23 protein-coding genes are annotated in these 21,925 nt (G+C 42.1%); 22 read left to right on the top strand and 1 reads right to left on the bottom strand.

Features of this window, described 5'->3' with window-relative positions; all coding sequences use genetic code 11:
* Nucleotides 1-4 precede the first annotated feature (4 nt).
* The 3 genes from yajC to secF are packed head-to-tail and all read left to right on the top strand — an operon-like array spanning nt 5 to nt 3,186.
* Nucleotides 5-340: a preprotein translocase subunit YajC gene (gene yajC, locus C9J46_RS11215; protein WP_107205975.1), complete on the top strand. Its 336-nt coding sequence runs from the start codon at nt 5-7 to the stop codon at nt 338-340.
* Between the two features lie 32 nt (nt 341-372).
* Nucleotides 373-2,226, top strand: a complete 1,854-nt coding sequence (gene secD / locus C9J46_RS11210; protein WP_107290899.1) for a protein translocase subunit SecD — start codon at nt 373-375, stop codon at nt 2,224-2,226.
* Nucleotides 2,227-2,238: 12 nt separating this feature from the next.
* A complete protein-coding gene (secF, locus tag C9J46_RS11205) occupies nt 2,239-3,186 on the top strand; it encodes a protein translocase subunit SecF (protein WP_045084286.1) in 948 nt (315 codons plus the stop codon).
* Nucleotides 3,187-3,448: 262 nt separating this feature from the next.
* Here secF and suhB read toward each other — a convergent pair whose 3' ends face one another.
* Nucleotides 3,449-4,249, bottom strand: a complete 801-nt coding sequence (gene suhB / locus C9J46_RS11200; protein ID WP_107205977.1) for an inositol-1-monophosphatase — start codon at nt 4,247-4,249, stop codon at nt 3,449-3,451.
* Nucleotides 4,250-4,534: 285 nt separating this feature from the next.
* On the opposite strand from suhB, the gene trmJ reads away from it, so the two are divergent.
* The 19 genes from trmJ (at nt 4,535) to bamB (ending at nt 21,904) form a co-directional block, all read left to right on the top strand.
* Complete coding sequence (trmJ, locus tag C9J46_RS11195; RefSeq protein ID WP_107205978.1) at nt 4,535-5,275, top strand: tRNA (cytosine(32)/uridine(32)-2'-O)-methyltransferase TrmJ; 741 nt, start codon at nt 4,535-4,537, stop codon at nt 5,273-5,275.
* Nucleotides 5,276-5,385: 110 nt separating this feature from the next.
* Nucleotides 5,386-5,901, top strand: coding sequence for a Fe-S cluster assembly transcriptional regulator IscR (gene iscR / locus C9J46_RS11190; protein ID WP_107206458.1), 516 nt, complete (start codon nt 5,386-5,388; stop codon nt 5,899-5,901).
* Nucleotides 5,902-5,932: 31 nt separating this feature from the next.
* A complete protein-coding gene (locus C9J46_RS11185) occupies nt 5,933-7,147 on the top strand; it encodes an IscS subfamily cysteine desulfurase (protein WP_107290898.1) in 1,215 nt (404 codons plus the stop codon).
* A gap of 33 nt (nt 7,148-7,180) precedes the next feature.
* Entirely contained in the window at nt 7,181-7,567 is a 387-nt protein-coding gene (gene iscU, locus C9J46_RS11180) for a Fe-S cluster assembly scaffold IscU (RefSeq protein ID WP_006646316.1), read from the top strand.
* 18 nt (nt 7,568-7,585) lie between these two features.
* Nucleotides 7,586-7,909 carry an iron-sulfur cluster assembly protein IscA gene (gene iscA, locus C9J46_RS11175; RefSeq protein ID WP_005369297.1) on the top strand — a complete coding sequence of 108 codons (324 nt, stop codon included), beginning with the start codon at nt 7,586-7,588 and terminating at the stop codon, nt 7,907-7,909.
* Nucleotides 7,910-7,995: 86 nt separating this feature from the next.
* The gene (gene hscB / locus C9J46_RS11170) at nt 7,996-8,511 is read left to right on the top strand and encodes a co-chaperone HscB (protein ID WP_107290897.1); all 516 of its coding nucleotides are present in this window, start codon (nt 7,996-7,998) and stop codon (nt 8,509-8,511) included.
* Between the two features lie 33 nt (nt 8,512-8,544).
* Nucleotides 8,545-10,398, top strand: coding sequence for a Fe-S protein assembly chaperone HscA (gene hscA, locus C9J46_RS11165; protein ID WP_107290896.1), 1,854 nt, complete (start codon nt 8,545-8,547; stop codon nt 10,396-10,398).
* 2 nt (nt 10,399-10,400) lie between these two features.
* Nucleotides 10,401-10,742 (top strand): ISC system 2Fe-2S type ferredoxin, encoded by a 342-nt coding sequence (fdx, locus tag C9J46_RS11160; RefSeq protein WP_005369292.1) that lies wholly within the window; start codon nt 10,401-10,403, stop codon nt 10,740-10,742.
* A gap of 87 nt (nt 10,743-10,829) precedes the next feature.
* A complete protein-coding gene (iscX, locus tag C9J46_RS11155; RefSeq protein ID WP_107290895.1) occupies nt 10,830-11,033 on the top strand; it encodes a Fe-S cluster assembly protein IscX in 204 nt (67 codons plus the stop codon).
* Nucleotides 11,034-11,220: 187 nt separating this feature from the next.
* Nucleotides 11,221-12,504 carry an aminopeptidase PepB gene (gene pepB / locus C9J46_RS11150; RefSeq protein WP_107205982.1) on the top strand — a complete coding sequence of 428 codons (1,284 nt, stop codon included), beginning with the start codon at nt 11,221-11,223 and terminating at the stop codon, nt 12,502-12,504.
* 78 nt (nt 12,505-12,582) lie between these two features.
* Nucleotides 12,583-13,860: an aminopeptidase PepB gene (gene pepB, locus C9J46_RS11145; RefSeq protein ID WP_107205983.1), complete on the top strand. Its 1,278-nt coding sequence runs from the start codon at nt 12,583-12,585 to the stop codon at nt 13,858-13,860.
* A gap of 64 nt (nt 13,861-13,924) precedes the next feature.
* Nucleotides 13,925-14,356, top strand: a complete 432-nt coding sequence (ndk, locus tag C9J46_RS11140; protein WP_005369284.1) for a nucleoside-diphosphate kinase — start codon at nt 13,925-13,927, stop codon at nt 14,354-14,356.
* Nucleotides 14,357-14,627: 271 nt separating this feature from the next.
* On the top strand, nt 14,628-15,749 hold the full coding sequence (locus C9J46_RS11135) for a bifunctional tRNA (adenosine(37)-C2)-methyltransferase TrmG/ribosomal RNA large subunit methyltransferase RlmN (RefSeq protein ID WP_107260026.1): 1,122 nt from the start codon (nt 14,628-14,630) through the stop codon (nt 15,747-15,749).
* A 56-nt stretch (nt 15,750-15,805) separates the two neighbouring features.
* Entirely contained in the window at nt 15,806-16,564 is a 759-nt protein-coding gene (gene pilW, locus C9J46_RS11130; RefSeq protein ID WP_107205984.1) for a type IV pilus biogenesis/stability protein PilW, read from the top strand.
* Nucleotides 16,554-17,603 carry a cytoskeleton protein RodZ gene (gene rodZ, locus C9J46_RS11125; protein ID WP_107205985.1) on the top strand — a complete coding sequence of 350 codons (1,050 nt, stop codon included), beginning with the start codon at nt 16,554-16,556 and terminating at the stop codon, nt 17,601-17,603. The genes pilW and rodZ overlap by 11 nt, the downstream gene beginning before the upstream one ends.
* Nucleotides 17,604-17,618: 15 nt before the next feature.
* On the top strand, nt 17,619-18,740 hold the full coding sequence (ispG, locus tag C9J46_RS11120) for a flavodoxin-dependent (E)-4-hydroxy-3-methylbut-2-enyl-diphosphate synthase (protein WP_107205986.1): 1,122 nt from the start codon (nt 17,619-17,621) through the stop codon (nt 18,738-18,740).
* Nucleotides 18,741-18,835: 95 nt separating this feature from the next.
* Nucleotides 18,836-20,104, top strand: a complete 1,269-nt coding sequence (gene hisS, locus C9J46_RS11115; RefSeq protein WP_107205987.1) for a histidine--tRNA ligase — start codon at nt 18,836-18,838, stop codon at nt 20,102-20,104.
* 13 nt (nt 20,105-20,117) lie between these two features.
* Nucleotides 20,118-20,729 carry a YfgM family protein gene (locus tag C9J46_RS11110; RefSeq protein ID WP_107290894.1) on the top strand — a complete coding sequence of 204 codons (612 nt, stop codon included), beginning with the start codon at nt 20,118-20,120 and terminating at the stop codon, nt 20,727-20,729.
* Between the two features lie 11 nt (nt 20,730-20,740).
* On the top strand, nt 20,741-21,904 hold the full coding sequence (gene bamB / locus C9J46_RS11105; protein WP_107205989.1) for an outer membrane protein assembly factor BamB: 1,164 nt from the start codon (nt 20,741-20,743) through the stop codon (nt 21,902-21,904).
* Nucleotides 21,905-21,925: the final 21 nt, after the last annotated feature.

The raw sequence follows: 21,925 nt of genomic DNA, 5'->3' as shown, positions 1-21,925 counted from the left end.
ATAAATGAGTTTCTTTATCTCACAAGCACACGCAGCAGCAGAAGGTGCCCCTCAGGGCGGAAGCATGCAGCTATTTATTATGCTTGGTTTATTTGCTGTTATTTTTTACTTCATGATTTATCGTCCACAAGCTAAGCGTGTGAAAGAGCACAAAGCGCTAATGAGCTCGATGGGCAAAGGTGATGAAGTAATGACGAACGGTGGTCTATTAGGCCGTATTACTAAAGTTTCTGCTGAAAGTGATTACATTGTTCTAGCACTTAACGACAATACGGAAGTAACAATTAAAAAAGATTTCATTACGGCTGTTTTACCAAAAGGCACAATGAAGTCGCTTTAATATAAAAACATTCGCTTTGAAGGATCATAGCAGTGCTTAACCGATACCCCCTGTGGAAGAACCTGATGGTGTTGTTTGCGCTTATCATTGGTTTGCTTTATGCACTTCCTAACGTATACGGTGAAGATCCAGCGATTCAAATTACCGGGGCGCGTGGCGCCTCGGTTAATATGAGTGCTTTGGATACTGTCACCGAAGATTTAAAAAAGAACAATATCCCATACAAGTCAGCTGTTTTTGAAAAAGGTTCAGTGCTTGTCCGCTTTAATGATACTGATACCCAAATCAGTGCTCGCGATATCTTAAATAGTGAGTTAGGTAATGATTATGTTGTCGCACTAAACCTTGCAGCTTCCACTCCTTCTTGGCTTGAATCTATTGGTGCATCACCAATGAAATTGGGTCTCGATTTACGTGGTGGTGTTCATTTCTTAATGGAAGTGGATATGGATGCGGCTATGGATAAACTTCTTGGTCAACAAGAAGAAACATTCCGTACTGAGCTTCGTGAAGAAAAAATTCGTTACCGTGCAATCAGTAAAACAAAAGACAGTGTTCAAGTTCGTCTTCGTGATGAAGCGCAATTGGAACAAGCTGAACTCGCGTTAGAAAAATTGCATCCTGATATGCTGTTCACAACCAGTAAAATCAATGGTCGTTATGTATTAACGGCGAAGTTTACTGAAGAACGTTTACAGGAAATCCGTAATTATGCTGTCGATCAAAACATCACCATTTTACGTAATCGTGTAAATGAACTCGGTGTTGCTGAGCCATTAGTACAGCGCCAAGGCGCAAACCGTATAGTGGTAGAGCTACCGGGGGTTCAAGATACGGCTCGTGCAAAAGAAATTTTAGGTGCGACAGCAACGCTTGAATTCCGTGAAGTTGATAATAATGCTGATTTAGCTGCGGCTGCGGCTGGACGAGTACCGGCTGGCAGTGAAGTAAAAATGACCCGTGATGGCCGCCCTGCGGTACTAAAAAAACGTGTCATTCTTGCGGGCTCTCATATTACGGATTCAAGTTCGAGTGCGGATGAATATGGTCGTCCACAAGTTAACATCTCGCTAGATACCGAAGGTGGTAGCAAGATGACAGCTTTCTCGAAAAATAATATCGGTAAGTTGATGGCAACGGTTTTCACTGAATATAAAGACAGTGGTAAGCGAACGCCTGAAGGGAAAGTTATCCTGACTAAACACGAAGAAGTTATAAACCAAGCAACGATTCAATCTGCACTTGGCCGAAGCTTCCGTATTACAGGTATCGACTCTCAAGCTGAAGCACACAACTTATCATTATTATTACGAGCAGGTGCATTGATTGCGCCAATATCGATAGTTGAAGAGCGTACGATTGGTCCATCAATGGGTCAGCAAAACATCGATATGGGTGTACAAGCATGTATCTGGGGTATGGTTGCGGTAATGCTATTTACGCTGCTTTACTACCGTGGGTTTGGCATGATTGCTAACTTAGCATTGATAATGAACTTAGTGCTTATTATCGGCATTATGTCGATGATCCCGGGGGCTACCATGACCTTACCAGGTATTGCTGGTATCGTACTGACTGTCGGTATGGCGGTTGATGCCAACGTGCTTATTTTTGAACGTATTCGAGAAGAGCTTCGTGAAGGACGTAGTCCACAACAAGCAATTCAACAAGGCTATGGAAATGCGTTTAGCACGATTGCAGATGCAAACATCACAACCTTAATTACAGCAATTATTTTGTTTGCTGTGGGTACGGGCGCAATTAAAGGTTTTGCCGTGACATTATCGATTGGTATTTTAACGTCGATGTTCACCGCAATTATTGGTACACGTGCCGTTGTTAACTTGATCTATGGCGGTAAACGCGTAGATAAGTTGTCGATTTAAGGAGTCGCAGAGATGAGAGAGTTATTGAATGCGAACAAAGTCGTCGACTTTATGCGTTGGTCAAAGTTTGCCTTTATCTTTTCATTGATAATGATCATGGGATCGATTGCCACTATCTCGACCAAAGGTCTAAATTGGGGCTTAGATTTTACTGGCGGAACGCTGATCGAAGTTAGCTTCAAAGAGCCTGCTAATTTACCCTTAATACGTGAATCATTAGAGAAAGCGGGTTTTGGTGATGCCGTTGTGCAAAACTTCGGTACTGCGCGTGATGTGATGGTGCGTTTGCAGCCTCGAGAAGGTGTTAAAGGCGAAGTACTTGGTAACCAAATCCTTGATGCACTAAAAGACGGTACTGCACAGTCGGTTGAAATGCGCCGTATTGAGTTTGTCGGTCCTAATGTTGGTGATGAACTAGCAGAAGCCGGCGGCATGGCTATTTTAATCGCTTTGTTGTGTATCTTACTTTACGTATCACTGCGTTTTGAGTGGCGTTTAGCGGCAGGTGCTGTGTTGTCGTTAGCACACGATATCATCATTACTGTTGGTATTTTCTCTGTGCTACAAGTAGAGGTTGATCTAACGATTGTTGCGGCATTACTAACAGTAGTTGGTTACTCACTTAACGATACTATTGTTGTATTTGACCGTATTCGTGAAAACTTCCGCAAAATGCGTAAAGGAAGTCCTGCTGAAATAATGAATTGTTCAATTTCGCAAACATTAAGCCGTACCTTAATTACATCCGGTACAACCTTGTTTGTTGTCATTGCGCTATTTGCTCAAGGCGGATCAATGATCCATGGATTTGCATTAGCACTTCTGATTGGTATCACGATTGGTACTTATTCTTCTATTTACGTTGCGTCAGCATTAGCGCTTAAATTGGGTATTACCCGTGAGCATTTAATGCCAACGCCAGTAGAAAAAGAAGGTGAAGAGCTTGATGCAATACCATAATCAGTTGGTATAAGTTATGAATGAGAAAGGACCGCTTGCGGTCCTTTTTTTATATTTTTATTCTAGCTGCTCAGGATAGACAGTTTTAGAAAGTTGATGCAGTGATAATGTCTTTTTCATATCTACTTGGTATATAGTGCTTTACAGTGATTGCAATGTACGCTGTTTAATTATGACATTATTTAATTATAATATTGTTATAAAAAAACGCCCTGCTGTATAACAGCAGGGCGTTTTGTAATCTTACTGGATAATCAGTGGATTATTTTGCTAATGCGTCACTACCGAATTCACGGATTTTTGCAAGCATTGGCTTAACTACACGCGCATTACCAGCAACAATGTTGCCAGATGTTAGGTAGTTAGTGTTACCAGTAAAGTCAGCACAGATAGCACCAGATTCGCGAGCGATTAGTTCGCCTGCAGCAAGTTCCCAAGGCTTTTGGCCTAACTTGAATACACCGTCAACACGGCCAGCCGCTAAGTAGCAAAGATCCAATGCAGTAGAGCCTGATTGACGCATGTCATCACAGTCTGCAAATAATGCATTTTGGATTTTTAGGTAGCTTTCTGCATGCTGTTTAGCGGCAAAAGGAAGACCCGTTGCTAAAACAGTTCCTGTTAGATCACGAGGTTGTGATGAACGGATACGCTGGCTGTTAAGCTGAGCACCTGCACCGCGAGTTGCAGTGAATAATTCGTTACGTACAGGATCGTAAACAGCAGCAACTTCAGTGCGACCACGCATACGTAGTGCAACTGATACTGCAAAGTGAGGGTAACCGCGAACGAAGTTCATGGTGCCATCCACTGGGTCGATAATCCATTGACACTCTTTGTCACGTCCTTCTTTGTTACCAGATTCAGCTGCAATGATGCAGTGATCAGGGTAAGCCTTAAGGATAGTTTCGATGATGATAGCTTCAGCTTCATGATCGATATTGGTAACAACATCATTACCTTTATTAGCAACCTCAATAGATTGAGGCTTTTCTAGAGATTTAATGACATGGTCACCAGCCTTTCGCACAGCGCGAATGGCAATATTAAGCATCGGATGCATAGGATCTTCCCAACGGATGTTAAAGAACTAAAAAGCGGCGGCGAGTATAACAGAGCTAAAAAAAAAAGGAAGTGGTTATTTTTTCGACATTGTTCAGATTGTAGTGTGCGCTTTTGCGAGGTAATACGTATAAGTTACTAATAAATAGTGTTGATTATCGTTATCTGATTATTGAATAGCAGCAATAGATAATTACTGCTATCAAAAACACATGTTTTCACCACTTTTATTATGGCTGTGCTAAAATCTGTCAGCTTTAGTTAATTGTTGGAATGTTGCTTCATCATGTTAGATAAAATTCGCGTTGTTCTTGTTGGTACGTCACATCCAGGTAATATCGGTTCAGCTGCACGTGCAATGAAAGTTATGGGATTGACGAATTTGGTATTAGTTGATCCTGCCTGTGAAATTGACGGCCACACTATTGCATTGGCGGCAGGTGCTGCTGATGTTGTCGAAAACGCAAAAATTGTAAAAACATTAGATGAAGCGGTTGCAGATTGTGGTTTTGTTGTTGGGTCAAGTGCACGCTCTCGTACCCTTGAATGGCCACAATTAGATCCACGAGAGAACGGCATCAAAGTGGTTGCTGAATCTAATCAGCATCCAGTCGCTATTCTTTTTGGCCGTGAGCGAACAGGGTTAACTAATGAAGAATTACAAAAGTGTCATTGCCATGTCTATATTCCAGCAAATCCTGAATATAGCTCATTAAATTTAGCAATGGCTGTACAAACAGTAAGTTATGAAGTCCGTATGGCTTATTTGGATTCTCAAAAGTATACGGGTAAAACGGAAGTTGAAGAATATCCTCGCGCTCAAGAACTTGAAATGTTTTATGAGCACCTCGAAAAAGTCACTCGTCAAACCCGCTTCATAAATAAAAACCATCCAGGTGTAGTGATGGCTAAATTACGCCGTTTATTCACCCGTGCTCGCCCAGAGCAGCAAGAGTTGAATATTTTACGCGGTATTTTATCGTCAGTAGAAAAGACGATAGAAACACTAGAAAAGACTGAAAAATAACCACTTAAACTTAATGGTTTAATAACCAACTAAAACAGTCAGGTAAATACTTGACCATTTTAGTTGGTTATGAGAAGCTTGCTTTAAATATTCAAGCAGGTAGCAGTGTTATGAAGTTGACTTCAAAGGGAAGATACGCGGTAACAGCAATGTTAGATGTTGCATTACACTCGCATAATGGACCGGTTCCATTAGCGGATATTTCAGAGCGCCAAGGAATATCGCTGTCTTACTTAGAACAATTATTTTCGCGTCTTCGCAAAGCAGGGTTAGTAACCAGTGTACGTGGTCCTGGCGGTGGTTACCGTTTAGGCGAAGAAGCATCTGATATTGCTGTCGGTATGGTTATCGCTGCAGTTGATGAATCAGTTGATGCAACCAAATGTCATGGAAAAGGGGACTGCCAAGGTGGTGCTCGTTGTTTAACTCATACGTTATGGCATGACCTAAGCGATCGCATTAGCGGCTTTTTAAATAACATCACTCTTGGTGAGTTGATGAAAGATAATGATGTACAAAGCATTTCTGATCGTCAGGATGAAATCCTACAAGGAAATAGCAAAGCATCTTTTGGACATAAAAAATCACACGACAGCGCCACAATAGGTGTCGATGTCCGCTCCTAGAGACCAGACGTTCGTGTTTTCGGAGAAGAAAATGAAACTGCCAATATATTTTGATTATTCCGCTACTTGCCCTGTAGATCCTCGCGTTGCCGAGAAAATGATGCAGTGCCTAACTATGGAAGGTAACTTCGGTAACCCAGCATCACGCTCTCACCGTTATGGTTGGCAGGCAGAAGAAGCAGTAGATACTGCTCGTGAACATATCGCTGATTTAGTAAATGCAGATCCTCGTGAGATCGTATTTACCTCTGGTGCAACGGAATCTGATAACTTAGCGATTAAAGGTGCGGCACACTTTTATAACAAAAAAGGTAAGCACATTATTACCTGTAAAACTGAACATAAAGCGGTTCTTGACCCATGTCGTCAGCTAGAGCGTGAAGGTTTTGAGGTAACGTACCTTGAGCCTGAATCTAACGGTTTGATTGATTTCGCTAAGCTACGCGATGCTATGCGTGAAGACACAGTTCTAGTTTCAATCATGCACGTGAACAATGAAATTGGTGTGGTTCAAGATATTGCAGCAATCGGTGAACTTTGCCGTGAAAACAAAACAGTTTTTCATGTCGATGCAGCACAGTCAGCAGGTAAATTACCGATTGATGTACAAGCAATGAAAGTTGATTTAATCTCTTTCTCAGCGCATAAAATTTATGGCCCTAAAGGTATTGGCGCACTATATGTTCGTCGTAAGCCTCGTATTCGCCTAGAAGCGCAAATGCATGGTGGTGGTCATGAGCGCGGCTTCCGTTCTGGTACATTACCAACGCATCAAATCGTAGGTATGGGTGAAGCATTCCGTATCGCGAAAGAGGAAATGGATCAAGATTATCAACACGCGGTTAAATTACGCGATCGTTTGTTAATGCGTTTAGAAGGCATTGAAGAAATGTCTATTAACGGTGACTTAGAGCAACGCGTACCCCAAAACTTAAACATTAGCTTTGCTTTTGTGGAAGGCGAATCACTGTTAATGGCATTAAAAGATCTTGCTGTATCATCAGGTTCAGCGTGTACCTCTGCAAGTTTAGAACCTTCTTATGTACTTCGTGCATTAGGTCTTAATGATGAACTAGCACATAGCTCTATTCGTTTCTCATTTGGTCGTTTTACGACGGAAGAAGAAATTGATTATGCAGCAGCCCAAATTAAAGGTGCCGTAGATAAACTACGCGAAATGTCGCCACTTTGGGATATGCATAAAGAAGGTATTGATTTAAACACAGTTGAGTGGGCGCACCACTAATCTGCGGCTAGACTGTTTTCGAGGAAATTTATCATGGCATATAGTGAAAAAGTCATCGATCATTATGAAAATCCGCGTAACGTGGGTTCATTTGACAAAGATGATCAAAATGTAGGTAGCGGCATGGTGGGTGCACCAGCATGTGGCGATGTAATGAAACTTCAGATCAAAGTAACTGAAGAAGGCATTATCGAAGATGCAAAATTCAAAACCTACGGTTGTGGTTCTGCAATTGCTTCTAGCTCACTAATCACTGAGTGGGTTAAAGGCAAAACATTAGATGAAGCCGCATCAATCAAGAACTCTGCAATTGCTGAAGAACTTGAGTTACCGCCGGTTAAAGTTCACTGTTCAATTCTTGCAGAAGATGCAATTAAAGCGGCAGTTAGCGATTATAAAAAGAAACACGAGCAAAAATAACTTTCTGAGGTTTGTTGTATGGCCATTACTATCACTGAAGCGGCAGCAAGTCGCGTATCGACTTTTTTAGCCAATCGTGGCAAAGGCCTTGGTTTACGACTAGGTGTTCGCACTTCAGGATGTTCTGGAATGGCTTATATCCTTGAGTTTGTAGATGAACTCGATGAAGGGGATCAGGTCTTCGATGAAAAAGGCGTTAAAATTATCGTTGATGCAAAAAGTTTAGTTTACCTTGATGGAACTGAACTAGATTTTGCCAAAGAAGGCCTAAATGAAGGTTTTCAGTTTAACAACCCTAACGTGTCTAGCGAATGTGGTTGTGGCGAAAGCTTCAACGTATAAACGTTTTTAGTGTTTCAGTTGAACCTGACTGCTAATCGTCTTTGGCGAGTTAGTCGTCAGGTTTAATTTTTATTAATGGTCATAATATGAATCATTTCGAATTATTCGGGGTACCTTTTCAGTTTGAATTGGATAACAGCCTTCTTGCCAGTCAGTTTCGAGAATTACAGCGTCGCTTTCATCCTGATAATTATGCGACAGCGTCCGAACGTGATCGTTTGTTGTCAGTTCAAAAAGCTGCACAAATTAACGATGCATTTCAAACCTTAAAAAATCCGGTATCACGTGCCGAATACATGTTGGCTGAGCGTGATGAAGATATTCGTGGTGAACAAAAAACCTTGCAAGATATGGCTTTTTTAATGCAGCAAATGGAACTGCGCGAAGCATTAGAAGCGATTCCTGATTCATCCGATCCTGAAAGTGCGTTATTTGATTTTGAGCAGCAAGCTTCTGCGATGTATAAAGAACAATTGGCGCAACTTGCTGAGTTATTGAATAATGAACAATGGCTCGAAGCGGCTGATGGCGTACGAAAATTAAAGTTTATTGTAAAATTGCGTGATGAAGTTGAGCGCCTTGAAGAGTCGCTATTCGATTAATCATCCACATGCGTTATTTAGATAGGAATGACAATGGCACTGTTACAGATTGCTGAACCGGGTCAAAGTGCTGCACCGCATCAACACAAGTTGGCGGTGGGTATAGATCTAGGTACAACTAATTCACTTGTTGCTGCAGTACGCAGTGGCGTTGCAGAAACATTAAATGATGCAGAGGGACGTGCGATTTTACCTTCTGTTGTTCATTTCGGTGACAATGAAGTCCTAACCGGTGATGCAGCCCGCGCTTTCGCTCAACAAGATCCAACCAATACTATTTTATCAGTTAAACGTCTAATGGGACGTTCACTGGCTGATATTGAGCAACGTTACCCGCAATTACCATACCAATTTGAAGCATCGGATAATGGATTACCTCAGCTTATTACGCGTAGTGGCAATGTAAACCCTGTTCAGGTATCTGCTGAAATTCTTAAATCATTAAGTCAACGTGCGGTTGATACGCTGGGTGGTGATCTTGAAGGTGTGGTGATTACGGTCCCTGCTTATTTTGATGATGCGCAACGTGCAGGCACAAAAGATGCAGCGAAATTAGCTAACCTTAATGTGCTTCGTTTACTTAATGAGCCAACAGCTGCCGCGATTGCCTATGGCTTAGATTCAGGTCAAGAAGGTGTGATTGCTGTCTACGATTTAGGTGGTGGTACGTTTGATATTTCTATTTTACGTCTTTCTAAAGGTGTATTTGAGGTATTAGCGACGGGCGGTGATTCGGCATTAGGTGGTGATGACTTTGATCACTTGTTAGCAACGTGGATCTTAGAACAAGCGGGTTATACTGAGGTACTTACAGCGCAGCAACGTCGTGCGCTACAAGACACGGCACAAGCGGCAAAAGTGGCGTTGACTGATGCTGATAGCGTTGATCTTGATGTCTTAGGTTGGCAAGGTCAGATTAGCCGTGAGCAGTTCGATGCACTTATTCAACCATTAGTGAAAAAAACACTGATGGCGTGTCGCCGTGCATTAAAAGATGCTGATATAACCACTGATGAAGTCATTGAAACAGTGATGGTTGGTGGTTCAACACGCGTACCATTGGTTCGAAATATGGTCGGCGACTACTTCGGTAAAACACCGTTAACCTCTATCGATCCTGATAAAGTTGTTGCGATTGGTGCTGCTATTCAAGCTGACATTTTGGTGGGCAATAAGCCTGATTCTGATATGTTATTGCTTGATGTGATCCCACTGTCACTAGGTATTGAAACGATGGGAGGCATGATTGAGAAAATTATTCCTCGTAATACGACGATTCCTGTTGCTCGTGCACAAGAGTTTACCACGTTTAAAGATGGTCAAACGGCAATGTCCGTTCACGTTGTACAAGGTGAGCGTGAAATGGTCAGTGATTGTCGTTCACTAGCACGATTTACCCTACGTGGTATTCCTGCGATGGCTGCGGGTGCTGCTCATATTCGTGTCACTTACCAAGTTGATGCTGATGGTTTATTGTCAGTAACAGCAATGGAAAAGAGTAGTGGCGTACAGTCTTCTATCCAAGTTAAACCATCGTATGGCTTATCTGAAGATGAAATTGCGACTATGCTTCGTGATTCAATGACCTATGCACAAGATGATAAAGATGCACGTGCATTGGCAGAACAGCAAGTGGAAGCAGATCGTGTTTTAGAAGGGTTAATCGCAGCACTTGCCGCTGATGGTGATACCTTATTGAGCACACAAGAGCGTGCCGAATTAGAAACAGTAATGATGGAACTAGTTCAATTGCGTCAGGGATCAGATTCTCGCGCTATTGAAGCTGGAATTAAGAAAACAGATAAAGCGAGCCAAGAATTTGCTTCTCGTCGAATGGATAAGTCTATTCGTCAAGCATTGGCTGGCCAATCTATTGATGAGGTTTAAGCATGCCTAAGATTGTTGTACTTCCCCACGAAGAGCTATGCCCTGAAGGTGCAGTATTAGAAGCTGAGTCAGGTGAGACAGTGCTTGATGTTGCACTACGTAATGGTATTGGAATTGAACATGCGTGTGAAAAGTCTTGTGCATGTACTACGTGTCACGTTGTGATTCGTGAAGGTTTTGATTCATTAAATGAAAGTGATGAACTAGAAGATGACATGCTTGATAAAGCATGGGGGCTAGAGCCTGAATCACGTCTAGGTTGTCAGGCTCGAGTCGCTGATGAAGATTTAGTGGTTGAAATTCCACGCTATACGCTAAATCTTGCCTCTGAGGCTGCGCACTAATTATAAAAAAGGTTACCATTAGGTAGCCTTTTTTTTCATCTCAGCGTTGTTATTATTATATCTGTCAATATATAAGAGGGTATTTCGATGAGCTTGAAATGGATTGATTCGCTCGATATTGCTATTGAGCTATGTGAACAGCACCCTGATGTTGAACCCAAAACAATTCGCTTTACTGATCTTAGTGAATGGGTGCAAGCATTGGATGATTTTGATGATGATCCTAACCACTGCAGTGAAAGAGTGTTAGAAGCCATTCAAATGTGTTGGATTGAAGAAGCAGACGAATAAACGGTTGTAATAGAGTAAGCATCTAATTGATTGTCGAAATAATTGAATTAGGTGCTTTTTTTGTTTTTATTCGTAGATAAATATTTTAAATCTAATTGCAATCCGCGGACTTTACCCCCATAACTATTTATCTATAACGCATGTATTTGTTTAACACTGCGCAGTTGCTACATTCAAGGAGTTTTTAATGTCGACTATCATGGCTGTTTCTCTCACCCAACAAGCAGCGAATGCACAATGGGGTGCCAATGCCTTACTTAGCTTTAGTGCTGAAGGTGCTGTTATTCATTTAATGGAAAATGAGCAACTTGCTAATATCCAACGCGCAGCCCGTCGTTTAGATACCCAGGGTATCAAACAGGTAGAACTTTCAGGTGAAGGCTGGGATTTAGATCGAACGTGGGCATTTATCCAAGGACATCGTACATCTAAGCCTGGTAACAGTGTGGTTTGGTCGGCGTTAAATGAGACAGATGAAGCGGAATTACAAGCACGAATCAAAGCGACTGAGTGGGTACGTGAAATTATTAACCAGCCAGCAGATGTAGTGCGCCCGTCACAGTTAGCGACACGTGCTGGTGAATTTATTAAATCGTTAGCACCAGAACATGTAACTTATAAGATCATCAAAGGCAATGATTTATTGGATGAAGGTTGGAACGGTATCCATGCTGTAGGTCGTGGCTCTGAGCATCGTCCAGCCATGCTTCGCCTAGATTATAATCCAACAGGTGATGCTAATGCGCCAGTGTTTGCATGTTTAGTTGGTAAAGGGATCACATTTGATTCAGGTGGCTACAGTATAAAACCCTCAGCGGGTATGACGGCGATGAAAGCCGATATGGGGGGGGCAGCATTAGCGACCGGTGGTTTAGCATTAGCGATGGCGCGCGGTTTAAACAAGCGTATTAAGCTGGTGCTATGCTGTGCTGAAAATATGATCTCAGGTCGTGCATTAAAACTTGGCGATATCATTAAATATAAAAACGGTACGACAGTCGAGATTTTAAACACGGATGCCGAAGGACGTTTAGTCTTGGCTGATGGTTTAATTTACGCGAACAGTCAAAACCCTGAATTAGTGATTGATTGTGCAACATTAACAGGTGCAGCCAAAATGGCGCTTGGTAATGATTACCATGCGTTACTAAGCTTTGATGCGGAATTGTCTCATACTGCATTAACAGCAGCGGCAGAAGAAAATGAAGGTATGTGGCCGTTACCACTTGCCGATCTTCACCGTAACATGTTGCCATCAAATTATGCCGATCTTGCCAATATCTCAAGTGGTGATTTTATGCCTGGTGCAAGTACTGCAGCAGCATTCCTTTCTTACTTCGTTGATGATTATAAAAAAGGCTGGATGCACATTGATGCCAGCGGTACCTTCCGTAAAAGTGCTAATGATCAGTGGTCAGCTGGTGCAACAGGTATGGGTGTAAGAACACTTGCAAACATCCTAACTAAATAAGTTCCGTTTCAAAATTAAAAGCCTTCTTACGATAAGAAGGCTTTTTGCATTATCAGAATAAGAAAGGAAGACTTCATTATGCTCAATGTTTATTTATCAACTGAAGAGTCCAACGGTCCTTGGGGATTAAATTCGCTACTAAGCTATCAATCAGATAGCGCGACGGTTCATTATCGCAGTGATTTTCCATTACGTCGTATTCAGCAGGCTGGTCGTCAAATTCAATCACAAGGTGCACAAGCTGTACGTTTAGTGGGTGACGGTTGGAATTATGAGCGTCAATGGGCGTTTTACTGTGGTTTTGCAGCAACGATTACACCAGTAGAAATTCAATGGGCCTCCATTGATGAAGATGAATTAGAGCTGTTAAATGCTCGTCGTCATTGCTCTGACTGGCTACGTAAAACAGTTAACGCGACACCTGAAGAGATGTCACCTGAGAAGTTAGCCCATGAAGCAACTTGTTTTCTAAAAAAAATCGGTGGTGACAATATTCATGCACAACAAATTGTGGGCGATGAACTATTAGCTGATGGTTGGGTAGGAATATACAATGTTGGTCGCGGTAGTGTGCGACCACCTGTAATGCTTGAAGTGGATTACAATCCTACTGGCGATCCTGAAGCGCCAGTATCGGCTTGTTTAGTCGGTAAAGGGATCACCTTTGATTCTGGTGGCTACAGTTTAAAACCTAGCGCAGGCATGGTTGCGATGAAGTGCGATATGGGTGGGGCTGCAACGGTTACTGCGGCATTAGGTTATGCGATAGAGCAAGGGCTAGGTCAACGTGTGAAGTTGATCCTATGCTGTGCTGAAAACCTCGTATCAGGTAACGCTTATAAGCTTGGTGATGTGCTAAGTTATAAAAATGGTGTTACGGTGGAAATAGTTAACACTGATGCTGAAGGGCGCTTAGTGTTAGCTGATGGTTTAATTGCAGCTTCTGCGACAGGCGCACCACTGATTATTGATGCTGCGACGTTAACAGGCGCAGCAATGGTTGCAGTAGGTAGCGACTATAATGCAATTTTTGGTTTAGATAAGCCATTATTACAACAAGCACAGCAGTTATCCGAGCTAGTAAATGAGCCCGCATGGCCATTACCATTAGAAAAATGGCATCAGGAATATTGCCCGTCACCTTATGCTGACACCGCGAATAGCCGTGTACAAAAAGGTGGTGGTATGGGAGGCGCATCCAATGCCGCAGCGTTTTTGTCCCGCTTTGTTGACACTGAAAATAGTCGTTGGATCCATTTTGATTTAGCGGCATGTTTCCGTGATGGCGGAGATCCGCGTTGGGCTGCTGGCGCGACAGGGTTAGGTCTTGCTAATATTGCAGGTTTGTTGCTGTAACTTAAATTCATGAATTTGTTTTTGGCTCGCAGAAAGCAATAAGACTCAAAAGGAAAATATAATAATGACAATCGAAAGAACTTTCTCAATTGTAAAACCAGATGCGGTTAAACGTAATTTGATTGGTGCAATCTATCAGCGTTTTGAAAATGCAGGTTTGAATATTGTTGCGGCTAAAATGTTGCATTTAGACAGTGCGAAAGCGCAAGGTTTTTATGCAGAGCATGAAGGTAAACCTTTCTTTGATGATTTAGTGGCATTTATGACATCAGGTCCTGTCATGGTTCAAGTACTTGAAGGTGAAAATGCGATTACACGTTACCGTGAGTTGATGGGTAAAACTAACCCTGAAGAAGCGGCTTGTGGCACTATCCGTAGTGACTTTGCATTAAGTATGCGTCATAACTCAGTACATGGTTCAGATAGTCCTGAATCTGCTGCGCGTGAAATTGCATACTTCTTTGCAGAAGATGAAATTTGCCCACGAGGTGAATAAAGGTTTTAATTCTATGAGTATTCAGTGAGTGGTACTAATGCGAAGCACTGAAAAAATAGATTAATCATATTATTAACGGGAAGTATTGACTTCCCGTTGTTGTATCTAGCGTTTTGAAATTGGCAACACTAAAATAACCATAGAGTCTAGGTGTGGAAACCATGCCATAAAGTCTGTACAATTTCGCGCCTTAAACCCGAGATAACGAAGCCACCGATAGAGCTTGGTTATTAAGGCGCAGCAATAGTCATTTTTAGTGAGGCACCAACCGATGACAACTGTCAAAATCAATCTGCTGGATTTCGATCGCAAAGGTCTGCGTAAATACTTTGCCGAAGAACTTAATGAGAAGCCATTCCGTGCAGATCAGATCATGAAATGGATTTATCATTTCGGTTGTGATGACTTCGATCAAATGACCAATATTAATAAAAAATTACGTGAAAAATTAAAACGTGTCGCTGAAATTCGTGCGCCGCATGTATCTGAAGCTCAGTACTCAACGGATGGTACGATTAAATGGGCGATGCGTGTTGGCGATCAAGATGTTGAAACCGTTTATATTCCTGATGAAGATCGCGCGACTTTATGTGTTTCTTCACAAGTTGGCTGTGCATTAGAATGTAAGTTCTGTTCAACAGCACAACAAGGCTTCAACCGTAACTTACGTGTATCAGAAATTATTGGTCAGGTATGGCGTGCTGCAAAAGAAGTCGGTATTCAAAAAGACACCGGTCGTCGTCCAATCACCAACATCGTAATGATGGGAATGGGTGAGCCATTATTGAACATGAAAAACCTGATCCCTGCATTAGAAATCATGCTTGATGATTTAGGTTTTGGTTTATCTAAGCGTCGCGTTACAGTTTCAACCTCGGGTGTTGTATCAGGCCTTGAGCAAATGATTGATACAATTGATGTTGCTTTAGCTATTTCATTGCATGCACCAACGGATGAGCTGCGTTCTCAAATCATGCCAATCAATGATCGTTGGAATATTGAAACATTTTTAGATGTTGTTCGTCGTTATGTGAATTCAACGAATGCGAACCGTGGTCGAGTAACGGTAGAATACGTACTGTTAGATCGTGTTAATGATGACATGGAGCATGCTCGTCAATTAGCGAAAGTATTAAAAGATACGCCAGCAAAAATTAACTTAATTCCGTTTAACCCGTACCCTGGCTCACCATATAAAAAGCCAAGTAATTCTCGTATTGATCGTTTTATGAAAACACTGATGGAATACGATTTCACAGTAACGGTTCGTAAGACACGTGGTGATGATATTGATGCGGCTTGTGGTCAGTTAGTCGGGGATGTTATTGACCGTACTAAGCGTACCCAAGCAAAATTGAATACGGGTGAACAAATTGCAGTAAAAGCGGTCTAAAATCAGGCTACTATAAATAACTGCGCAATTTCACATGGATGTTGAGGTGAGCGAAAATGGTACGATGGAGCGTGTATCCACTGTTGTCATGCCTATTATTTACAGGCTGTGCCACAGTTGATGTGGTCGATAATGGTAAAGAATTTGATGCCAAAGCAGCCTCAGAAGCGAGATTGAACCTAGGGCTAAATTATTTAAAAGATGGTCAGTGGGAGCGTGCACGAGAAAATTTGGAAATAGCATTAAGGTATGATCCTAATTACTACCGTGCACAAATTTCAATGGCTTATTATTATCAAAAAGTTGGTGAAAAAGACGCTGCAGAGAAAATGTACCGAAAAGCATTAAAACATTCGCCTAAAAATGGCGATGTTTTGAATAACTATGGTGTATTCTTGTGTAGTGAAGGACGCTATGATGAAGCCATTGCCGCTTTTGTTAAAGCGATTGAACAACCTTATTATTATCTGATTTCGGCAAGTTATGAAAATGCAGGCTTATGTAGTCGTAAACAAGGTAATTTAGAAGCAGCGACGGGTTATTTTGAAAATGCGCTTTCCCATGACCCGTACCGACCGAGATCTATGTTGCAACTGGCGCAAGTTGAAATTGAATCTAACAATTTTAAAGATGCTCGCGTACAGTTATTCAAATTTAATAAGAGATATGGGTACACAGCAGACAGTTTGTGGTTGCTCATTCAGTTGGAAAGACAAGCTGGACGTTTAACGCAGTCAAAAAAATACGCTATTTTGCTGAAAGAGAAATACCCAGATTCTCTGCAATATCAGAATTATTTGGCCAATGAATACTGAAAATAATGAAGAACAAAAAATAACAGAAGGAACACAGCTTCCAGGTGACGTACTCCGTCAAGCTAGAGAGCAACTAGGCTATTCACAAAAGGATATTGCGAACCGTTTGAGGTTGCGACTTTCTGTTATTGATAACATAGAAAATAATCGATTTGACCAAGCCCAATTAGCCACGTTTACACGTGGCTATGTGCGTTCATATGCAAAATATGTCGGTTTGGAAGAAGAAGCTGTATTAGCCTTGCTTGACAAATGTGGACACACCAAGCCAAAAGCGCAAGAAATGCAAAGCTTTTCACGTCGAACGAAACGTGAAGCACATGATAGTCGCATTATGGGATTAACATGGATTCTTGCTGCTGTTTTTGTTGGTGTAACCGCTGTTTGGTGGTGGCAAAATATTCATTTAGAACAAGCGCCAGTTGCTACAACAACTACAGCAGATCAAACCGCGGCTCATGAAAAGCAAGAGCAGGGTTCTGATGAAACGATAGTAACGACATTAAATGGTGATGATGCATCAATTAGTGCGACTCAACCAGCAACAGTCGATACCGATGTGGATCACTCAGCATCAACTAGTACAGAACAAAAAAACGCCGCATCGACAACATCTGCTGATGCTGTGACAGATTCATCTCCAACAACCGCATCGACGGCTGCAACGGGTACTACAGCGGAAGTGTCAACAACGCCTGCTGAGAATGCTGAAACAGCCGCAACATCAGTATCAACAGCCACTGATACAACTGCTAATGCTGAAACAATAGCGAATGTAACACCTGTCGTTGATGCAACTGCACCACAGTTACAGTTAAAGTTTTCAGCTGATTGTTGGATAGATGTGCGTGATGCAACGGGTAAACAATTAGAGTCTGGTATCAAGAAAGCTGGTCAAGTATTAGATTTAGAAGGTAAAGCACCATTTCGTGTTCGACTTGGTGCACCTGGTGCCGTTAAAATTAATATTAAAGGTCAACCTTTTGATTTAAGTCGTTACTCCGCGTCTAAGCCAGTAACACTTAAGCTACCGCAGTAATGTAGAGAAAGAGCAATGCATAACGAATCACCAATTATACGCCGTCAATCGAGCCGAATTTATGTCGGTAATGTTCCTATTGGCGATGGTGCACCTATCGCCGTTCAGTCGATGACCAATACTCGTACAACAGATATCGAAGCGACTGTTGCACAGATCAAGGCATTAGAAAAAGTTGGTGCTGATATTGTACGTGTCTCTGTACCAACGATGGATGCCGCGGAAGCTTTTAAATTGATCAAGCAACAAGTGAATATTCCGCTGGTTGCTGATATTCATTTTGATTACCGCATTGCACTTAAAGTGGCAGAATACGGTGTGGATTGTTTACGTATTAACCCTGGTAATATTGGTCGTGAAGATCGTATTCGATCTGTGGTTGAATGTGCTCGTGATAAAAACATTCCTATCCGTATTGGCGTAAATGGAGGTTCTCTTGAAAAAGAAATCCAGCAAAAATACGGTGAACCGACACCAGAAGCTTTGGTCGAGTCAGCAATGCGTCATGTGGAAATATTAGACCGTTTGAACTTTGACCAATTTAAAGTCAGCGTAAAAGCGTCAGATGTTTTCCTTGCTGTTGAGTCATACCGTCAGCTTGCGAAGCAAATTATTCAACCCCTTCACCTTGGTATTACCGAAGCTGGTGGTGCTCGTGCTGGCTCGGTTAAATCAGCCGTAGGTTTAGGCATGCTTCTATCAGAAGGTATTGGTGATACGTTACGTATCTCGCTTGCAGCTGATCCTGTTGAAGAAATCAAAGTTGGTTTTGATATATTAAAATCATTACGCATTCGTTCTCGTGGCATCAACTTTATTGCTTGTCCAACATGTTCACGTCAAGAGTTCGATGTTATCGGTACGGTAAACGAGTTAGAACAACGTTTAGAAGATATCGTTGTTCCAATGGATGTTTCAGTGATTGGTTGTGTGGTTAATGGCCCTGGTGAAGCAGAAGCGTCTCACTTAGGCATTGCTGGCGGTAACCGTAAGAGTGCTTTTTATGAAGACGGTATTCGTCAAAAAGAGCGATTTGATAACGACAATGTGATTGATCAGCTTGAGAGTAAAATTCGAGCAAAGGCATCAATGTTAGATCAAAACAACCGCATTGATGTAAAACAACAAGATATATAATCAAAAAACCATGCTCATATCGGTGAGCATGGTTCACTATTTCAAAAAGAAATTATATATTCGATTCTAATACCCAGCGGTTAACGAGAATAAACGTGGCGAAACAAATTCAAGCAATTCGAGGCATGAACGATTGCCTTCCAACACAATCTCCACTTTGGCAGAAAGTCGAAGGTACAGTTAAACAAGTGATCAGTGCATACGGTTACAATGAAGTTCGTATGCCGATTGTTGAATCAACACATTTGTTTAAACGTGCTATCGGTGAAGTGACCGACGTTGTTGAAAAGGAAATGTACACTTTTGAAGACCGTAACGGTGATAGCTTAACGCTACGTCCTGAAGGGACTGCGGGATGTGTACGTGCTGGTATTCAAAATGGTTTACTATATAACCAAGAACAGCGTCTTTGGTACATTGGTCCCATGTTCCGTCATGAGCGCCCTCAAAAAGGCCGTTACCGTCAATTCCACCAAGTCGGTGTAGAAGTCTTTGGTCTTAATGGCCCTGATATTGACGCTGAATTGATCATGATGACATCACGTCTATGGCGTGAACTTGGTATTAATGAGCACGTACGTTTAGAGTTAAACTCAATAGGTTCACTCGAAGCGCGTGCAGAATACCGTAAAGCTTTAATCGCATTTTTAGAGCAACACTTAGATGTGCTTGATGAAGATGCAAAACGCCGTATGTACACCAATCCATTACGCGTTTTAGATACTAAGAATGCAGCAATTCAAGAAATTCTAGAAGATGCACCTAAACTTTCAGAGTACTTAGATCTAGAGTCTAAAGAACACTTTGCTGGTTTATGTGAACTATTAGACGCTGCTGGCATCAAATATCAAGTAAATGAACGTCTTGTACGTGGTTTAGATTATTATAACCGTACTGTATTTGAATGGATCACAGAGAGCCTTGGTTCACAAGGCACTGTTTGTGGTGGTGGTCGTTATGATGGTCTAGTTGAACAACTAGGCGGTAAAGCGACACCTTCAGTTGGTTTTGCGATGGGGCTTGAGCGTCTAGTATTACTAATGGAAGCATTAGAAAAAGATGAGGTTCGTCGTTCTGTAGATGTATACATGGTTACAGCTGGTGAAGGCACATTAGCTGCGGGTATGAAGTTAGCTGAAAAACTACGTACTGAAGTACCAGGTTTACGAGTGATGACTAACTTTGGTGGTGGTAACTTCAAGAAGCAATTTAAGCGTGCTGACAACGTTGGTGCCGCGGTTGCATTAGTTCTTGGAGAAAATGAAATAGCTGAAAACTCCGTAGTAGTAAAAGATTTACACGGCGGTGAGCAGACGACCATGGCACAGGATGAGGTTGCCGCGAAGCTGGCAGCATTGATTTAAGAGAGGACAGGAAGTGAACGACTACGCCACAGAAGAACAACAGGTTGAAGCGATTAAATCGTGGTGGCAAGAAAACGGCAAAGCCGTTGTTCTAGGTGCCGTGATTGGTTTAGGTGGTCTTTGGGGCTGGCGTTACTACCAGTCTGAAGTACATGTTGCAAAACACGTTGCATCTGACACCTATACACAAGTTGTTTCTGCGCTTGATGAAAACAGCAAAGACGCAGTCGCTGAAGCAAAAACGTTTATTGATGCGAATAAAGATAGTCAATATGCGGTACTGACAGCACTACAGCTAGCGAAAGTTCAGGTAGATAATAAAGATCTGGACGGTGCGGTTGAGCAACTTCAGTGGGTGATTAATCACACTAAAGATGACGCTATTTTGCCATTGGCAACAACACGTTTAGCTCGTATTTATGCTGAGCAACAAAAATTTGATGAAGCATTAGCTGAGCTTAAAAAAGTAACAGTGCCAAGCTGGAAGTCAAACGTTGCTGAACTGCGTGGTGATATCCTGTTACAAAAAGGTGATATCACTGGTGCACGTGAAGCATATGTAGAAGCTCAGCAGGAAGGTTCGTCACCTGCGCTGCAAATGAAACTTGATGATTTAGCGCAATAAGGCAGATGATGATGCATAAGGTGTTAAAACGTGTTTTGGCCGTTGCTGTTGCAGTAAGCGTGCTATCGGGTTGTGCAAGTGAAGTCGATTCAATTCAAATGGCACCATTGCCAAAGGTTGATAATACTTTCACACCAAAAACAGATTGGAGCCGTAGCGTAGGTAACGGTGTTTCTGGTTATTACTCAAAACTCACCCCCGTTGTTGGGCTAGATAAAGTGTACGTTGCAGATCGTAATGGTTTGATCGAAGCACTGAATCCAGCAAATGGTAAAGTTGAATGGAAAACTGATCTAGAAAAAGACAGCAGCGCGTTGTTGACTGGTGGACTTGTTTTAGGTGATGGTAAACTGTTCGTCGGTACAGCCAATGCAAAAGTCATTGCACTTGATGCAGAGACGGGTAAGGAAGTATGGCGTACCACTGTCGCTGGTGAAGTTCTGTCAAAACCACTTGTTTCTGATGGCTTAGTTGTTGTTAATACCAGCTTGGGTGTGCTGCAAGCACTTGATGCTGAAACGGGCGTTTCTAAATGGCAAGTCAGCAATGAAGTTCCAACCTTGACATTACGAGGTGATAGTTCACCGGTTGCTGTTTCTGGTGGTGTGTTCTGGGGCTTAGCGAATGGACGTATAGCTGGCGCATTAATGTCTGATGGACGTATGTTGTGGCAACAATTGATTGCGTCACCAAAAGGTTCAACAGAAATTGATCGTTTAGTTGACGTTGATGCGTCACCAGTTATTGATGGCGATCGTTTATATGCTGTTGGTTATAATGGCACATTAGTATCGATCGATCTTCGTTCTGGTCAGATCGCATGGAAACGTAACTATTCGTCAGCAACTGACTTTGTTATTGATGGTAGTGAGCTATTCTTAGTAACAGCGAAAGATCATATTGTTGCTGTTGATGCGCGTAGTGGTACAGAGCTATGGCAGAACACTGATTTACAATATCGCCAGCTAAGTGCGCCTGCTGTGATTGATGGTTATTTAGTTGTGGGTGATGCTGAAGGTTACTTACACTGGCTTGATACCCAAAGTGGCGAGTTTGTTTCTCAAGAATCAGTCGACGGTAGTGGTATTGCTGTACCGCCTGTTGCACTAGACGATAATGGCTTTATTGTTGTAACCCGAGATGGTGAAATCAACAAAATGCAAATACCGCAATAAAACGGTATAATGTCGCTAGAT

The sequence above is a fragment of the Photobacterium sp. GB-36 genome, from assembly GCF_003026135.1.
Taxonomy (GTDB): domain Bacteria; phylum Pseudomonadota; class Gammaproteobacteria; order Enterobacterales; family Vibrionaceae; genus Photobacterium.
This window is presented reverse-complemented; position numbering and strand designations above follow the sequence as displayed.

Coding starts and splice junctions, on each gene's coding strand:
- yajC (WP_107205975.1), top strand. CDS start 5: ATGAGTTTCTTTATCTCACAAGCACACGCAGCAGCAGAAGGTGCCCCT.
- secF (WP_045084286.1), top strand. CDS start 2,239: ATGAGAGAGTTATTGAATGCGAACAAAGTCGTCGACTTTATGCGTTGG.
- suhB (WP_107205977.1), bottom strand. CDS start 4,249: ATGCATCCGATGCTTAATATTGCCATTCGCGCTGTGCGAAAGGCTGGT.
- trmJ (WP_107205978.1), top strand. CDS start 4,535: ATGTTAGATAAAATTCGCGTTGTTCTTGTTGGTACGTCACATCCAGGT.
- iscR (WP_107206458.1), top strand. CDS start 5,386: ATGAAGTTGACTTCAAAGGGAAGATACGCGGTAACAGCAATGTTAGAT.
- C9J46_RS11185 (WP_107290898.1), top strand. CDS start 5,933: ATGAAACTGCCAATATATTTTGATTATTCCGCTACTTGCCCTGTAGAT.
- iscU (WP_006646316.1), top strand. CDS start 7,181: ATGGCATATAGTGAAAAAGTCATCGATCATTATGAAAATCCGCGTAAC.
- iscA (WP_005369297.1), top strand. CDS start 7,586: ATGGCCATTACTATCACTGAAGCGGCAGCAAGTCGCGTATCGACTTTT.
- hscB (WP_107290897.1), top strand. CDS start 7,996: ATGAATCATTTCGAATTATTCGGGGTACCTTTTCAGTTTGAATTGGAT.
- hscA (WP_107290896.1), top strand. CDS start 8,545: ATGGCACTGTTACAGATTGCTGAACCGGGTCAAAGTGCTGCACCGCAT.
- fdx (WP_005369292.1), top strand. CDS start 10,401: ATGCCTAAGATTGTTGTACTTCCCCACGAAGAGCTATGCCCTGAAGGT.
- iscX (WP_107290895.1), top strand. CDS start 10,830: ATGAGCTTGAAATGGATTGATTCGCTCGATATTGCTATTGAGCTATGT.
- pepB (WP_107205982.1), top strand. CDS start 11,221: ATGTCGACTATCATGGCTGTTTCTCTCACCCAACAAGCAGCGAATGCA.
- pepB (WP_107205983.1), top strand. CDS start 12,583: ATGCTCAATGTTTATTTATCAACTGAAGAGTCCAACGGTCCTTGGGGA.
- ndk (WP_005369284.1), top strand. CDS start 13,925: ATGACAATCGAAAGAACTTTCTCAATTGTAAAACCAGATGCGGTTAAA.
- C9J46_RS11135 (WP_107260026.1), top strand. CDS start 14,628: ATGACAACTGTCAAAATCAATCTGCTGGATTTCGATCGCAAAGGTCTG.
- pilW (WP_107205984.1), top strand. CDS start 15,806: ATGGTACGATGGAGCGTGTATCCACTGTTGTCATGCCTATTATTTACA.
- rodZ (WP_107205985.1), top strand. CDS start 16,554: ATGAATACTGAAAATAATGAAGAACAAAAAATAACAGAAGGAACACAG.
- ispG (WP_107205986.1), top strand. CDS start 17,619: ATGCATAACGAATCACCAATTATACGCCGTCAATCGAGCCGAATTTAT.
- bamB (WP_107205989.1), top strand. CDS start 20,741: ATGCATAAGGTGTTAAAACGTGTTTTGGCCGTTGCTGTTGCAGTAAGC.